Origin of the sequence: Microbacterium sp. NPDC058021 (assembly GCF_042885955.1) — a bacterium.
Classification (GTDB): Bacteria; Actinomycetota; Actinomycetes; order Actinomycetales; family Microbacteriaceae; genus Microbacterium.
Genome location: NZ_JBHVRF010000002.1, coordinates 448,521 through 463,265, shown reverse-complemented (window position 1 = coordinate 463,265; position 14,745 = coordinate 448,521). Strand labels below are relative to the sequence as shown.

Here is a 14,745-nt window from a genome sequence, read left to right as displayed (position 1 = left end):
GCTACTCGGATTCGCTTGCGTCCTCGGAGCCCGGGGCGTCGGTGGGCACCGGTTCGGGGGCGGCTTCGTTGAGCTTCGCCGGAGAGGGGTTCACGAGTTCCTCTTCGGGGATCTGCTTCAGCGCGTCGATCTCCTCGCGGAGGTCGTCGAGGGCGGCCCGGTCGTCTTCGTCGGGGGTGCTGGTCATGCCGACACCCTAGCCCTCGCCGGCGGGTCGTAGGCTGAAACGATGAGCATGGGCGGGGGAGGCGGCGGCGGTCCGCGGGGTGGATTCCGCGGTGTCGACGAGTCGGCGCAGCGCAAGCTCAACGCGCAGGCGCCGCGCATCCCCGGGCTCAGCCGGCGCGTCATGGCGCTGTTCCGTCCGTATCGCGGCCGTATCGCCGTCACGGGGATCCTCGTCATCGTGGGAGCGGCCCTCGGCGTCGTACCGCCGCTGCTGGTGCAGCGGATCTTCGACGACGCCCTGTTCCCGCCCGGCGGCGGCCCCGACCTCGCGATGCTGCTGCGACTCGTGGCCCTCATGATCGGGCTCTTCCTCGCTTCGGCGGCGGTGGGCGTGGTGCAGACGTGGCTCACCGCGACCGTGGGCAACAAAGTGACCGGCGACCTGCGGGTGCGGCTGTTCGACCATCTGCAGGCGATGGAGCTCGCCTTCTTCACGCGCACCAAGACCGGTGTCATCCAGTCGCGCCTGCAGAACGACGTCGGCGGGGTGGCGGGGGTGCTCACCAACACGGTCACGAGCATCCTCGGCAATGCGGTCACCGTCGTGGCGTCTCTCGTGGCGATGATCATCATCGACTGGCGCCTGACGCTCATCGCCGTCGTGCTCATGCCGGCGCTCGTGCTCGTGCAGCGCAAGATCGGCCAGCTGCGCGCCCGCATCGCGGCGGAGACGCAGGAGTCGCTGTCGGAGCTCACCGCCATCACGCAGGAGACCCTGAGCGTGTCCGGCATCCTGCTGTCGAAGTCGTTCAACCGGCAGCGCACCGAGTCCGCACGCTACCGCGCCGAGAACGGCAACCAGGTCGTGCTGCAGGTGCGCCGGGCGATGAGCGGGCAGGGATTCTTCGCCGTCGTGCAGGTGCTCATGGCCAGCGTCCCCGCCGTCATCTACCTCGTCGCCGGCTACCTCATCGTCGGCGGCAGCCCGGACATCACGGCGGGCACGATCGTGGCGTTCACGACGGTGCAGGCACGGCTGCTGCAGCCGCTGACCTCGCTCATGCGCGTGGCGCTGGACCTGCAGACCTCGGCGGCGCTGTTCGCGCGCATCTTCGAGTACCTCGATCTGAAGCCCGCCATCAGCGACGCCCCCGACGCCATCGACGTCGCCGACGCCCCGGGTCCGCTCGGGCGGGTCGAGTTCCGCGACGTCGTCTTCCGCTACCCCGATGCCGCACCCGAGGCCCGGCCCACCCTCGACGCCGTGTCGTTCGTCGCCGAACCCGGGCAGCACATCGCCTTCGTGGGGCCGTCGGGCGCGGGCAAGACCACCGTGCTCTACCTTGCGCCCCGGCTGTACGAGGCCTCCGGCGGCAGCGTGCTGTTCGCCGGGGAGGACGTGCGGGGGCTGCGGCACGCGTCGCTCATCGACCAGGTGGGGATCGTGTCGCAGGAGACGTATCTGTTCCACGCCACGATCCGCGAGAACCTGCGCTACGCCAAACCCGACGCCACCGACGACGAGCTCATCGCGGCGTGCGTCGCCGCGAACATCCACCACGTGGTGATGGGTTTCCGCGACGGCTACGACACCGTGGTGGGGGAGCGCGGCTATCGCCTCTCCGGTGGTGAGAAACAGCGCATCGCCATCGCCCGCGTGCTGTTGAAAGACCCGCCGGTGCTGCTGCTGGACGAAGCCACCTCGGCGCTGGACACGGTGTCGGAGCGGGTCGTGCAGGACGCCCTGGATGCCGCCGCCCACGGCCGCACGACGCTCACGGTGGCCCATCGCCTGTCGACCGTCATCGGCGCCGACGTCATCCATGTCGTGGAGGCGGGGCGCATCGTGGAGTCGGGAACGCACACCGAGCTGCTCGTGGCCGACGGGCTCTACGCCAAGCTCGCCGAGGAGCAGGTGGCGGCGACCCGGGTGCTCGAGACCGAGGCCGCGCTCGAGGGCGCCGAAGGCTCAGAACAGCAGCGCGGCCGCCGCAATACGCGCTGAGCGCTCGTCGAGGTCGCTGTGAGCGCCCCCGCGGGCCCACACGTCGCGGGCGAAGGCCCCGAGCGCGCGGCGGTAGGCATCGTCGGGGTGGATGCGGGCGATGTCGACCAGCGGCGGCAGATCCATCGCGAGGATCAGCCGCACCCGTGAGCGCACCGCCGCGGCATGACCGGCGTGCTCGAGCACGTCGAGCCCTTCCACCATCGCGGCGAGGTACTCCCGCAGCACCGGCAGGGCGCTCTTTCCCTGCGTGATCGACGAGCCGTCGGCCCGCTCGCGCCAGTGCACGACGACGTCGGGCACGACATCGAAGCGACGGGCGCGGCTGTACATCTGCTGCGCGACCACCTGGTCCTCGTAGAGGCGGCCATCGGGGAAGCGCAGCCCGGCGCGGCGCCAGAAGTCGGTGCGGCTGAGCTTGGACCACGCGACGATGTTGCCCGATGCGTCGGGGTGACGGTCGATCGTCGTGCGCCGGCGACCCGGGTCGGTGGCCGCGGCGACCCACGGCTGCACCGGGCCCGCGGCGTAGCCGCCGGTGGCGTCGGGGCGCAGCCGCACGTAGGCGCCGACGGCGAAGTCGCTTCCGGTCTCGTCGAGCGCGCCGGCGAGGCGTTCGAGGGCGGTGGGGGTGAGCACGTCGTCGGCGTCGAGGAAGCCGAGGTAGGGCGTCTCGACGAGGTCGACGCCGGTGTTGCGGGCGGTGCTGAGCCCACGGCGCTCCGGGTGGCGCACGACGCGGAACCGCGGGTCGGATGCCGCGGCCTCGGCGAACAGGGCGCCGGTGGCATCCGTCGACGCGTCGTCGACGAGGATCGCCATCCAGTCGCCTCGTGTCTGAGCGCGCAGCGAGTCGAGGGCTTCGGCAGCGTACTCGGCCACGTCGAAGCCGGGCACGATGATCGTGATCGCTGCGTTCACGTGCCCGATCGTACCGCCGCGACGGCCGCGGCGACGGCTGCCGCCAGTGCGCGGGGGTCGACGGTCACGCCGTGGCCGAAGGTGAAGCGCACGGCGGTGCGGGCGACGTCCGCCGGCACCCCCATCGCCACCAGCACGTGCGACGGCTCGTCGCTGCCGGCGGCGCAGGCCGAGCCGCTGGAGGTGACCACGCCGTGGCGCTCGAGCTGCAGCAGCACCGCCTCGCCGCTCGTGCCGGCGAAGGTGAAGCTCGCGGTTCCGGGAAGACGCTCTACGGGGTGCCCGGTGAGACGGGCGGCGGGGACGGCGGCGAGCACCGCGTCGACGAACGCCTCCCGCATCGCCGCCACGCGCGTCGCCGCCTCCGCCCGCTCCTCCTCGGCGAGGGCGAGGGCGAGGGCGAGCCCCACCGCACCCGCGACATTCTCGGTGCCGCTGCGGCGGCCGCGCTCCTGCCCGCCGCCGTGCACGAGCGGTTCGAGCGGGACGCGCCCTCGGATCGCGAGCACCCCGATGCCCTTCGGTGCGCCCACCTTGTGGCCGGCCAGCGAGATCGCGGCGGCACCGGTGCCCGCAAGCGGCAGCCAGCCCGCGGCCTGCACGGCGTCCAGGTGCAGCGGCACCCGGTGCACGGCGCACGCGGCGGCGAGGGCGGTGGCATCCTGCACCGTGCCGACCTCGTTGTTGGCGTAGCCGACCGAGACGACGGCGGTCTGGGGTCCGACCGCGGCGGCGAGCTCCTGCGGGTCGACGCGACCGGTCGCATCCACGCCCAGGAGGGTGACCTCGAAGCCGTGGAGGCGCCGCAGGTAGTCGCAGGAGGCGAGCACCGACTCGTGTTCGATCGGCGTGGTGATCACCTGATGCTTCGCGGGGTCGGCCGCGCGGGCCGCCAGGGCGATGCCCTTGATCGCCAGGTTGTTCGCCTCGGTGCCCCCGGCGGTGAAGACGACGTCGCCGGCGCGCATCCCGAGCACCAGGGCGACCCGCGTGCGCGCGTCGGCCAGCACCCCTGCGGCCTGCTCGCCGACGGTGTGATGGCTCGACGGGTTGCCGTACGCCTCGGTGAGCAGCGGCATCATCGCCGCCAGCACCTCCGGGCGCACCGGGGTGGTCGCGGCGTGGTCGAGGTACAGCAGCGACACGTCAGTCCCCGACGCTGACGTCCAGGCCGAGGTCGAGGGCCCGTGCGGAGTGGGTGAGCGCGCCGACCGAGATGACATCGACACCGGTCTCGGCGATCGCCCGCACGGTCTCCAAGGACACGCCGCCCGACGCCTCGATGGTGGCGCGACCGGCGATGATCTCGACCCCGGCGCGCAGCTGCTCGAGTGTGAAGTTGTCGAGCATGATCGTTCCGACGTCCGCCGCGAGCACCGCCTCGATCTGGTCGAGCCGGTCGACCTCCACCTCGACGTGCGTCGTGTGCGGCAGCTGCGCGATCGCGCCCTGCAGCGCCGCCGTCACCGACATGCCCTTGCGGGTGAGGACGGCGAGGTGGTTGTCCTTGACCAGCACGGCGTCCGACAGTGAGAAGCGGTGGTTGTGCCCGCCGCCGTTGCGCACGGCGTGGCGTTCGAAGGCCCGCAGGCCCGGCGTCGTCTTGCGGGTGTCGGCGATGCGCGCGCCGGTGTGGGCGACCTCGGCGACGTAGAGGGCGGTGAGGGTCGCGATGCCGCTCATGCGCTGGACGAAGTTGAGTCCCACCCGCTCGGCGGTGAGGACGGCGCGAGCGGGACCACTGGCGACGGCGAGCGTGTCGCCGGCGCGGAACATCTCACCATCGTCGACGAGCAGCACGACATCGCACCGCGGATCGGTGAGCCGGAACGCGGCCTCGAACACCTCCCCGCCCGAGAACAGGCCGTCCTCGCGCGCGACGAGTTCGGCGCGGGCGGCGGCCGTGGGGACGATGAGGCTCTCGCTGGTGAGGTCGCCCCACGGCGCGTCCTCGTCGAGGGCGGCCTGCACGGCGCGGTCGATGACGGTGCGGGTGAGCATCAGGCGGCTCCTTCGTAGGCGGGGTGGCGGGAGGCGGCAGCGTCGCGGCGGAAGTGCGCGCCGACGGATGCCGGGCGGGCGAGGGCGGCGGCCACCAGGTGCTCGGCGACCAGCAGCAGGTTCGCGTCCTCGCGCTCGGAGACGGTGGCGGACGGGGGCGCGGCGGCGCGCCAGGCGGCGATCGATGCGGCGGCACGGGCGAGTCCGGTCGCGTCGCGCTGCACTCCGGCATCGGCCCACATCGCCCGCTGCAGCGCAGCGCGTGAGAACGGTTCTGCCGGCGCGGGGTGGGGCGCCACCGGCCCGGGGGTGGCGAGAGCGGGCGCGGCGGGGGCGCTCGCGGGCCAGGGACTGCCGGCGTCGCCAGCGACCGCGTCGCCCGCGCGGGCCCCGAAGACGGCGCCCTCCAGGAGCGAGTTCGATGCCAGCCGGTTGGCGCCGTGCACCCCGGTGCGGGCGGCCTCGCCCACGGCATACAGGCCGGGCACGCTCGTGTGACCGTCCAGATCCGTGTCGATGCCGCCCATCAGGTAGTGCGCGGCGGGGGTCACCGGAACCGGCTCGCGCGCCCAGTCCCACCCGCGGGCGCGCACGGCGGCATCGATCGTGGGGAACCGCGCCGCGAGGAACGCGGCGGTGGCGTGGGGCGTGGGGCGCACACCCGTGGCATCCAAGAACACCGGGCGCCCGCGCTGCGCGGCCATCCGCGCCACGATCGCCCGGGCGACGACGTCGCGCGGGGCGAGCTCACCGTCGGGGTGCACGTCGAAGACGAACCGGCGGCCGTCCTCGTCGACGAGCGTCGCGCCCTCGCCGCGGACGGCCTCGGACACGAGGAACGCCGCGCCGCCGGCCAGCACCGTGGGGTGGAACTGCACGAACTCGAGATCGCTCACGGCGGCGCCGATGCGCAATGCCGCGGCGATGCCGTCACCGGTGGCCGCGGGCGGATTCGTCGTGTGTGCGTAGAGCCGACCGACCCCGCCCGTGGCGAGCACGACCGCGTCGGCCTCGAGGCGTACCGGGGTGGGGTGATGATCGCGCACGAGGTCGACGCCGGTCACGCCCTCCGCGGTGCCGACCAGATCAGCGAGGAACGCGTGCTCGATCACCGCGATGTCCGCCGCCCGCACCCGGGCGACCAGAGCCCGTTCGATCTCCCGCCCCGTCGCATCGCCGCCGGCGTGCACGATGCGCGGGTACGAGTGCGCCGCCTCCAGCCCCTTCACGTACACGCCGTCGGCGTCGCGGTCGAACGCGACCCCGAGCTCCACGAGCTCGCGGATGCGCTGCGGTCCTTCGGTGGCGAGCACCCGCGCGGCGGCGGGGTCGGCGAGCCCTGCACCGGCGGCGAGCGTGTCGCGCACGTGGGCCTCGACGCTGTCGTCGTCGAAGAGCACCCCGGCGATGCCGCCCTGCGCGAAGCGGGTGTTCGCCTGGCCCAGGGCGTCTTTCGTGACGACCGTCACGCGGCAGCCGGCGGCGGCGGCGTGGAGGGCAGCGGCGAGCCCGGCGATGCCGGAGCCGACCACCACGACGCTGGTCACGGCCGCGCCCCGGCGGCGGGGGGCTTCGCCGCCAGCATGCGCTCGAGGGCGACGCGGCCGGGATCGGCGACGTCCTGCGGCACCGTGATGCGGTTGACCACGCGCCCGGCGACGAGTTCCTCCAGCACCCACGCGAGGTAGCCCGGGTGGATGCGGTACATCGTCGAGCAGGGGCAGACGACCGGGTCGAGGCAGAAGATCTCATGCTGCGGATGCTCGGCGGCCAGGCGCTGCACGAGGTTGATCTCGGTGCCGACCGCGAACGTCGTGGGCTCGGTGGCCGCCTCGATCGCCTTGCGGATGTAGTCGGTCGAGCCCGACTCGTCGGCGGCGTCGACGACGGCCATGGGGCACTCCGGGTGCACGATGACGCGCACCCCCGGGTGCTCGGCGCGGGCCTTGTCGATCTGATCGACGGTGAACCGGCGGTGCACCGAGCAGAAACCGTGCCAGAGGATCACCCGGCTGTCGTGGAGCGCCGCGGCATCCGTCCCGCCCCACGCCTGGGCGGGGTTCCACATCGGCATGCGCTCGAGCGGCACACCCATGGCCTTGGCGGTGTTGCGGCCCAGGTGCTGGTCGGGGAAGAACAGCACGCGGCGCCCGCGAGCGAACGCCCACTCCAGCACCGTGCGGGCGTTGGAGGACGTGCACACGATCCCGCCGTGGCGGCCGACGAACCCCTTGATCGCGGCAGAGGAGTTCATATACGTCACCGGCACGACGGGGACGAGGCCGTCGGCGTCGGGGGTGTCCATGTCGCCGAACAGCTCCTCCAGCTGCTCCCAGCACTCCTCGACCTGGTCGATGTCGGCCATGTCGGCCATGGAGCAGCCGGCGGCGAGGTTGGGGAGGATGACGGCCTGCTCGGGCCCGGACAGGAGATCGGCGGTCTCGGCCATGAAGTGCACGCCGCAGAAGACGATCGCCTCCGCCTCGGGGCGGGAGGCGGCGGCCCCGGCGAGCTGGAACGAATCGCCGACGTAATCGGCGTGACGCACCACCTCTTCGCGCTGGTAGAAGTGGCCGAGCACCACGACCCGGTCGCCGAGGGTCGCCTTGGCGGCGCGGATGCGGTGGTGAAGCTCCTCATCGGGCGCGTCGCGATAGCTCTGCGGCAGCGCGCCCTGGCGGGGGGAGCCGGTGGGGATGACATCACCCATCGACGCGCCGGGACCGTAGCCGGGGCGGGTGTCGAAGTTCCAGGGCCCGGCGGCGAGTTCGGTCGTGCAGGTGGAGCCGGCGGCGGCGCCGGCGACGATCGCCTGGATCTCGTGGTCGACGCTCGGGTCGGCGGGCGGGCGGCTCGGGCCGAGCGTCAGCGGTGTGGTGGTCATGACGGTGTCCTTCAGCGCGAGAGCGGGCCGCGGTCGGCCAGCTCGACGTCGTGGTTGTACCGGTACAGCCGCGCCGGCCGGTGGCTGCCGGTGCGGAACTGGTCGGTGGGGATGAGGGTGGCGGAGTTCTCCACCTGGCGGCGGAAGTTCGCAGGATCCAGGCGCTTGCCGAGGATCGCCTCGTACACCTCGCGCAGCTCCGCGAGGGTGAACTCGGCCGGCAGCAGTCCGTGCGCGATGCGGCTGTAGCCCACCTTGTTGCGCAGACGCCACAGCGCGTAGTCGACGATCTGGTTGTGGTCGAACGCGAGTGCGGGCAGGGATGCCGCGTCGAACCAGGCGACATTGTGCTGGGCGTGCGCGGCCTCGGCCTCGTCGGGGCGCACGAGCGCCCAGTACACGATCGACACCACCCGGCCAGGGGAGCGGTCGACGGCACCGAACGCGTACAGCTGCTCGAGATAGCTGGGCGCGAGGCCGGTGGTCTCGGCGAGGGTGCGCGAGGCCGCGGCATCCAGGTTCTCATCGACGCCGAGCCAGCCGCCGGGGAGCGCCCACAGTCCTTCGTGGGGATCGCGGGTGCGCTTGACGAGCGGGAGCACGACCGCGGCGCCGTCGTCGCCGGGCAGGCGCCGCAGGCTGAAGATCACCGTGGAGACGGCGACGCGGATGTCGGATGTTCGTGTCATTGTGACCCTAACTCGTGCCGCCGATCTTAATGTCAGTCTGACCTGAAGTGCAAGCGGGGTGCCGGGCGGGTGGGATCACAGGCGCGTCGCCTACGCTGTCGCGCACAGGGAGGACGTGCCGATGATCGTCGACATCGTGGTGGTCGCGGTGCTGCTCGTGGCGTTGCTGCTGGGGCTGCGCAGCGGACTGCTCGCCGCCCTCGGCGCGCTCATCGGCCTGACGCTCGGCGCCCTCGTGGCGTACTGGGTGGTGCCGATGGTGCTGCCGGTGCTCGGCGATGTGTTCCCCTCGCCGGCATGGCGCGGCATCGCAGTGGTCATCGGCTCGATCGTGCTCGTGGCCGGTGCCGCGGTGGCCGGCTCCGCCGTGGGGGCTGCGGGACGCCGGGGCGTCGTGCGCATCCGGCTGGGGTGGCTCGAGCGGCTCCTCGGCGGTGCGCTGAGCGTCGCCGTCGCGGGACTGGCGATCTCGCTCGTCGCGCAGACCGTCGTGGTCGCCGGCATCCCGCACCTGTCGGCGGCCGTGGCGTCGTCGCGGGTGGTGCGCGCCATCGACACCCTCACGCCGCCGCCGGTGGACGCCGCCCTCGCGCAGGTGCGCGGCGCCTTCCTCGAGGAGGGGCTGCCGTCGCTGGGCAACCTGTTCGGTCCCGGCATCGTGGTGGATCCCGGCACCCCCGCCCCCGAGGTGGCGCTCGACGACCCGGCGCTCAACGCGGCCGCGCAGTCGGTAGCCCGCATCTCGGGTGTCGCGTACGCGTGCGGGACGAGCTCGACCGGCTCGGGATTCGTCGCGGCCGATGACCGTATCGTGACGAACGCGCACGTCGTGGCGGGAGTGACCGAGCCCGTGGTGGAGCTGCCCGGCGGTACCTCGCGCCAGGGTCGCATCGTGTACTTCGACCCCGTGGACGACCTCGCCGTCATCGCCGTGGACGACCTCGGCGTGGCCCCGCTGGCTGTCGCCGCGCCACTGGCCATCGGGGAGGAAGCCGTCGTGCAGGGGTACCCGTACGGCGGCCCCTTCACCATGACGGGCGCCCGGGCGCTCTCGGTCGGCGTCGTGGACGTCCCCGACATCACCGACACCGCCTCCGCGCCCCGTGACATCTACGCGCTCGCCGCAGCCGTGCGCCCGGGCAACTCCGGCGGCCCGCTGCTCAACGCCGCCGGTGACGTGGCCGGTGTCGTGTTCGCCCGCGCCCAGTCGGGGGAGGACCTGGGGTACGCGATGACCCCGGCGGAGTTCGCGCCCGTCGTCACACAGGCGCCGGCCCTCACCGCGGCGGTGTCGTCGGGTACCTGCGCGGACTGACGCGCCGCTATGCTTGCCGGACAAGTCGATATCGGCCCGACGACCCTCGCGGGAGAGCTCCGACACCTCGTGTGCCGGACACCGAAGGAGCAAGCCTCCCCGCCAATCTCTCAGGTACGCGTACCGCGCAGGTCTGGGCCACTCTGGAAAGCGATCCGTGCGCCTCGCCGCACGGGTCCGCCGACGGTGAAAGCGCCGCATCCCACCCGGATGCCGGCGTGAAACTCTCAGGCCCATGACAGAGGGGGAGTTCTCAGACGTCGGTCCCGGCGTCTGCCCGTTCGATCTCGGGAGAACTCATGACCGAACCCCGCTCCACGACACTGCGCGACCGCCACGAGGCACTGGGTGCGGCGTTCACCGACTTCGGCGGCTGGCTGATGCCGGTGCGCTACTCGTCGGACCTCGCCGAGCACCGCGCCGTGCGGGAGGCGGCGGGTCTGTTCGACATCTCGCACATGGCGGAGTTCACCGTCGACGGCGATGACGCCGGCGCCTTCCTGGACTACGCCCTGGCCGGCAGGCTCTCGACCCTGCCGCCCGGCAAGGCGAAGTACTCGCTCGTACTCGCCGATTCCGGCGGCATCGTCGACGACGTCATCGTCTACCGGCTCGAGGAGACCCGCTTCCTGGTGATCGCCAATGCCGGCAACCGCGCCGCCGTCGCCGAGGCGTTCGCCGAGCGCGCCGAGGGGTTCGACGTGGCCGTCACCGACGTCACCGACGACTACGCCCTCGTCGCCGTGCAGGGCCCCGCCGCCCGCGGCATCCTCGAAGCCACCGCCGGCATCACGGGCCTCGACCGCCCGCTGGCGGACCTGCCGTACTACGCCGCGACGCGGGGCGAATTCGAGGGCGCGCCGCTGCTGGTCGCCCGCACCGGCTACACCGGCGAGGACGGCTTCGAGCTCCTCGTACCCCACACCGTCGCCGGTGCCCTCTGGGACGCGCTGCTGGCGGCGGGGGAGCCGTTCGGACTCGTGCCGGCCGGTCTCGCCGCCCGCGACACCCTGCGTCTCGAGGCGGGCATGCCGCTGTACGGCCATGAGCTCTCGCTCGACATGGTGCCCGCGCAGGCGGGTCTCGGCCGCGTCGTCGCCGTCGGCAAGGACGCCTTCGTCGGCAAGTCCGGCCTCGGCGCCGTGGTCGCCGGCTCCGCCCCCGTGCTCGTGGGCCTCGTGGGCGAGGGCAAGCGCGCCGGCCGGGCCGGCTACGTCGTCTACGACGGTGACGATGCCGTGGGAGAGATCACCAGCGGTGCGCTCAGCCCCACCCTCGGGCATCCGATCGCCATGGCGTTCGTCTCGCCGGCGGCTGCCGCCGTCGGCACCACCCTGACCATCGACGTGCGCGGCACCCGCCTGCCCGTCACCGTGACCGCGCTGCCGTTCTACCGGCGCGCCCAGTAACACCGACCCTCGGGAGCAGACACCATGGCCGACCTCACCAGCCTTCTCTACACCGCCGAGCACGAGTGGATCGCCGTCGACGGCGACACCGCGACGATCGGCATCACCGACTACGCCGCCGAGCAGCTCGGCGACGTCGTCTTCGTCGATCTGCCCGCCGTCGGGTCCACCGTCACCGCCGGGCAGGTGTGCGGCGAGATCGAGTCGACCAAGTCGGTCGGCGAGCTCTACGCCCCCCTCTCCGGTGAGGTGGTCGAGATCAACGACGCCGTCGTCGATGACCCCTCCACCGTCAACGCCGATGCCTTCGGCGACGGCTGGCTCATCAAGCTGCGCGTGGAAGCGGCATCGGTCGAAGGCGCCCTCGACCGCGACGGGTACCTCGCGCTCACCGGCGGCGAGGCGTGAGCGCGCCCTTCACCGCGCGGCACATCGGCACCGATGCCGCCGCCCAGCGGCAGATGCTCGACACCCTCGGCTACGACTCGGTGGCCGCGCTCGTCGAGCGCGCGGTGCCGGCGTCGATCCACGTGCAGCCGCGGACGACCAGCGACATCCCCGCCGCCGCGACCGAAGACGAGGCGCTGGCGGAGCTGCGCGCGCTCGCGGCATCCAACCGCACCGCGAAGCCGATGATCGGGCTGGGCTACTACGACACGCACACGCCGGCGGTCATTCAGCGGGGCGTCTTCGAGAACCCGTCCTGGTACACCGCGTACACGCCGTACCAGCCGGAGATCTCGCAGGGGCGTCTGGAGGCGCTCATCAACTTCCAGACGATGGTGACCGACCTGACCGGGCTCGCCACCGCCAACGCGTCCATGCTCGACGAGTCGACCGCGGTCGTGGAGGGCATGCTCGTCGCCCGCCGCGCGTGCAAGGGGGCATCGAACGTGTTCCTCGTCGACGCCGACGCGCTGCCGCAGACCAAGGCCCTGCTGCGTCACCGTGCCGAGGCGCTCGGCATCCGCATCGTCGAGACCGACTACGCCGCGGGGCTTCCCGAAGGGGACGAGGTCTTCGGCGCGTTCGTGCAGTACCCCGGTGCGACCGGCCGCGTGTGGGACCCGAGCGAGGTCGTCACCGCCGTGCACGCACAGGGCGGCCTCGTCGTCGTCGCCGCCGACCTGCTGGCGCTGACGCTGCTGCGCTCGCCCGGGTCGCTCGGCGCCGACATCGCGGTGGGCACGACCCAGCGCTTCGGCGTGCCGCTCGGGTTCGGCGGGCCGCACGCCGGCTACATGGCCGTGCGCACCGGCCTCGAGCGCCAGCTGCCTGGGCGCCTGGTCGGGGTGTCGCAGGATGCCGCGGGGCACCCCGCCTACCGCCTCGCGCTGCAGACGCGCGAACAGCACATCCGTCGCGAGAAGGCGACGTCCAACATCTGCACCGCGCAGGTGCTGCTGGCCGTCATGGCGTCGATGTACGCCGTCTACCACGGGCCCGAGGGCCTCCGCCGCATCGCGACCGAGGTCGCGCAGAAGACCGAGGCGCTCGCGACCGAGCTGCGCGGGTACGGGCTCACACTGGCATCCGACGCCGTCTTCGACACCCTGCGCGTGTACGTCCCCGGCGACGCCGCGCGCGTCGTGGAGCGGGCGCGGTCGCGCGGGTACCAGCTGTTCTGGGCGTCCGACGCGAGCGTCGGCGTCTCGATCGACGAGACCACGACGGCGGCCGACCTCGCCGCCGTGGCATGGGCGTTCGGGGCTGTGGAAGAGCCCGGCGCGGAGCTCGCGTTCGCCGACGTGGCGCCGCTGGCTTCGGTGGCATCCGAGCTGCACCGCACCGAGGGCTACCTCGAGCACCCGGTGTTCAACTCGCACCGCTCCGAGACGGCGATGATGCGCTACCTCAAGCAGCTCGCCGACCGCGACTATGCGCTGGACCGCGGCATGATCCCGCTCGGCTCCTGCACGATGAAGCTCAACGCGGCCACCGAGATGGCGGCGGTGTCGTGGCCGGAGTTCTCCCGCGTGCACCCGTTCGCCCCGGCCGATGACGTCGCCGGCTACCTCGCGATGATCGAGCAGCTCGAGACGTGGCTCGCGGAGGTCACCGGCTACGACGCCGTCTCGCTGCAGCCGAACGCAGGTTCCCAGGGGGAGCTGGCGGGACTGCTGGCGATCCGCGGGTACCACCGGGCCAACGGCGACCTGGACCGTACGGTGTGCCTCATCCCGTCGTCGGCCCACGGCACGAACGCGGCATCCGCCGTGCTCGCCGGCATGTCGGTCGTCGTCGTCGCGTGCGACGAGGCGGGCAACGTGGAGCTCGCCGACCTGCGGGCGAAGATCACCGCGCACGCCGATCGGCTCGCGGCGCTCATGATCACCTACCCCTCGACCCACGGCGTCTACGAGCACGATGTGCTGGAGATCACGCAGGCCGTGCACGATGCCGGCGGTCAGGTGTACGTCGACGGCGCGAACCTCAACGCGCTGCTCGGCTTCGCCCGTTTCGGGGACCTCGGCGGCGACGTGTCGCACCTGAACCTGCACAAGACGTTCGCGATCCCGCACGGCGGCGGCGGCCCGGGCGTCGGTCCGGTCGCGGCCAAGGCGCACCTCGCGCCGTTCTTGCCGTCCCACCCGCTGTCGCAGCGCGCCGACCACGCCGGCGGCTTCGTCTTCGACGGCGGTCCGGTCTCGGCATCCCCCTACGGCTCGGCGTCGATCCTGCCGATCTCGTGGGCATACGTGCGGATGATGGGCGCGGAGGGACTGCGGGATGCCACCGGCGCCGCCGTCCTCGCGGCCAACTACATCGCCGCGCGGCTGCGCGAGCACTACCCGGTGCTGTACGCGGGCGAGGGTGGGCTCGTGGCGCACGAGTGCATCCTGGACCTGCGGCCGCTGCGCGAGGCCACCGGGATCACGGTGGACGACGTCGCGAAGCGGCTCATCGACTACGGCTTCCACGCGCCGACGATGTCGTTCCCGGTCGCGGGGACGCTGATGGTGGAGCCGACGGAGTCCGAGGACCTCGCCGAGATCGAGCGGTTCATCGAGGCGATGATCGCGATCCACGCCGAGGCGCACGCCGTCGCGGCAGGGGAGTGGCCGGCATCCGACAACCCGCTCGTGAACGCGCCGCACACCGCCCAGTCGGTCGTCTCAGGTACGTGGGAGCACCCGTACTCGCGCGAAACCGCGGTGTACCCCGCACCGTCCCAGGTGCGGACCAAGTACTGGCCCCCCGTGCGCCGCATCGACAACGCCTACGGCGACCGCAACCTGGTCTGCGCCTGCCCGCCCCCCGAGGCCTTCGCCTAGCGGCCCGCGCCGTGCCGCGCGCCGCGCCGTGCGCCGCGCCGCGCCGCGCGCCGCGCAGTGAGACTACAGCTGGCGGCC

The 14,745-nt window shown here is 72.7% G+C and carries 12 protein-coding genes and 1 riboswitch; of the genes, 5 read left to right on the top strand and 7 right to left on the bottom strand.

All coding sequences use genetic code 11. From position 1 onward, the window contains the following. Position 1: 1 nt before the first annotated feature. Positions 2-187: a hypothetical protein gene (locus ACFVR6_RS05730; RefSeq protein ID WP_386959659.1), complete on the bottom strand. Its 186-nt coding sequence runs from the start codon at positions 185-187 to the stop codon at positions 2-4. A 48-nt stretch (positions 188-235) separates the two neighbouring features. On the opposite strand from ACFVR6_RS05730, the gene ACFVR6_RS05725 reads away from it, so the two are divergent. Continuing rightward, a complete protein-coding gene (locus ACFVR6_RS05725; RefSeq protein WP_386960278.1) occupies positions 236-2,173 on the top strand; it encodes an ABC transporter ATP-binding protein in 1,938 nt (645 codons plus the stop codon). Here ACFVR6_RS05725 and ACFVR6_RS05720 read toward each other — a convergent pair. Genes ACFVR6_RS05720 through ACFVR6_RS05695 form a run of 6 tightly spaced genes read right to left on the bottom strand, consistent with a single transcriptional unit; the run spans position 2,138 to position 8,668 of the window. Beyond that, positions 2,138-3,094 (bottom strand): glycosyltransferase family 2 protein, encoded by a 957-nt coding sequence (locus ACFVR6_RS05720; RefSeq protein WP_386959656.1) that lies wholly within the window; start codon positions 3,092-3,094, stop codon positions 2,138-2,140. The two genes, ACFVR6_RS05725 and ACFVR6_RS05720, sit on opposite strands and share 36 nt — an antisense overlap. Continuing rightward, positions 3,091-4,233 carry a cysteine desulfurase family protein gene (locus ACFVR6_RS05715; protein WP_386960274.1) on the bottom strand — a complete coding sequence of 381 codons (1,143 nt, stop codon included), beginning with the start codon at positions 4,231-4,233 and terminating at the stop codon, positions 3,091-3,093. Before ACFVR6_RS05715 ends, ACFVR6_RS05720 begins: the two co-directional genes overlap by 4 nt. A 7-nt stretch (positions 4,234-4,240) precedes the next feature. Further along, complete coding sequence (gene nadC / locus ACFVR6_RS05710) at positions 4,241-5,095, bottom strand: carboxylating nicotinate-nucleotide diphosphorylase (protein ID WP_386959653.1); 855 nt, start codon at positions 5,093-5,095, stop codon at positions 4,241-4,243. After that, a complete protein-coding gene (gene nadB / locus ACFVR6_RS05705; protein ID WP_386959651.1) occupies positions 5,095-6,642 on the bottom strand; it encodes an L-aspartate oxidase in 1,548 nt (515 codons plus the stop codon). The genes nadC and nadB overlap by 1 nt, the downstream gene beginning before the upstream one ends. Beyond that, positions 6,639-7,979: a quinolinate synthase NadA gene (gene nadA / locus ACFVR6_RS05700; RefSeq protein ID WP_386959649.1), complete on the bottom strand. Its 1,341-nt coding sequence runs from the start codon at positions 7,977-7,979 to the stop codon at positions 6,639-6,641. Before nadA ends, nadB begins: the two co-directional genes overlap by 4 nt. A gap of 11 nt (positions 7,980-7,990) precedes the next feature. After that, a complete protein-coding gene (locus tag ACFVR6_RS05695) occupies positions 7,991-8,668 on the bottom strand; it encodes an NUDIX hydrolase (protein WP_386959647.1) in 678 nt (225 codons plus the stop codon). A 121-nt stretch (positions 8,669-8,789) separates the two neighbouring features. Here ACFVR6_RS05695 and ACFVR6_RS05690 point away from each other — a divergent pair, with 121 nt between their 5' ends. The 4 genes from ACFVR6_RS05690 (at position 8,790) to gcvP (ending at position 14,667) form a co-directional block, all read left to right on the top strand. Next, entirely contained in the window at positions 8,790-9,983 is a 1,194-nt protein-coding gene (locus ACFVR6_RS05690; protein ID WP_386959645.1) for a MarP family serine protease, read from the top strand. A 39-nt stretch (positions 9,984-10,022) separates the two neighbouring features. Beyond that, a riboswitch (glycine riboswitch) is annotated at positions 10,023-10,119 on the top strand. 163 nt (positions 10,120-10,282) lie between these two features. Then, the gene (gene gcvT / locus ACFVR6_RS05685; protein ID WP_386959643.1) at positions 10,283-11,392 is read left to right on the top strand and encodes a glycine cleavage system aminomethyltransferase GcvT; all 1,110 of its coding nucleotides are present in this window, start codon (positions 10,283-10,285) and stop codon (positions 11,390-11,392) included. A 24-nt stretch (positions 11,393-11,416) separates the two neighbouring features. Beyond that, the gene (gene gcvH / locus ACFVR6_RS05680; protein ID WP_386959642.1) at positions 11,417-11,800 is read left to right on the top strand and encodes a glycine cleavage system protein GcvH; all 384 of its coding nucleotides are present in this window, start codon (positions 11,417-11,419) and stop codon (positions 11,798-11,800) included. A 53-nt stretch (positions 11,801-11,853) separates the two neighbouring features. After that, positions 11,854-14,667: an aminomethyl-transferring glycine dehydrogenase gene (gene gcvP / locus ACFVR6_RS05675; protein ID WP_386960272.1), complete on the top strand. Its 2,814-nt coding sequence runs from the start codon at positions 11,854-11,856 to the stop codon at positions 14,665-14,667. Positions 14,668-14,745 lie beyond the last annotated feature (78 nt).

Excerpts from the sequence above, each read along its gene's own strand:
- ACFVR6_RS05730 (WP_386959659.1), bottom strand. The coding sequence starts at position 187 with ATGACCAGCACCCCCGACGAAGACGACCGGGCCGCCCTCGACGACCTC.
- ACFVR6_RS05725 (WP_386960278.1), top strand. The coding sequence starts at position 236 with ATGGGCGGGGGAGGCGGCGGCGGTCCGCGGGGTGGATTCCGCGGTGTC.
- nadC (WP_386959653.1), bottom strand. The coding sequence starts at position 5,095 with ATGCTCACCCGCACCGTCATCGACCGCGCCGTGCAGGCCGCCCTCGAC.
- nadA (WP_386959649.1), bottom strand. The coding sequence starts at position 7,979 with ATGACCACCACACCGCTGACGCTCGGCCCGAGCCGCCCGCCCGCCGAC.
- ACFVR6_RS05695 (WP_386959647.1), bottom strand. The coding sequence starts at position 8,668 with ATGACACGAACATCCGACATCCGCGTCGCCGTCTCCACGGTGATCTTC.
- ACFVR6_RS05690 (WP_386959645.1), top strand. The coding sequence starts at position 8,790 with ATGATCGTCGACATCGTGGTGGTCGCGGTGCTGCTCGTGGCGTTGCTG.
- gcvT (WP_386959643.1), top strand. The coding sequence starts at position 10,283 with ATGACCGAACCCCGCTCCACGACACTGCGCGACCGCCACGAGGCACTG.
- gcvH (WP_386959642.1), top strand. The coding sequence starts at position 11,417 with ATGGCCGACCTCACCAGCCTTCTCTACACCGCCGAGCACGAGTGGATC.
- gcvP (WP_386960272.1), top strand. The coding sequence starts at position 11,854 with ATGCTCGACACCCTCGGCTACGACTCGGTGGCCGCGCTCGTCGAGCGC.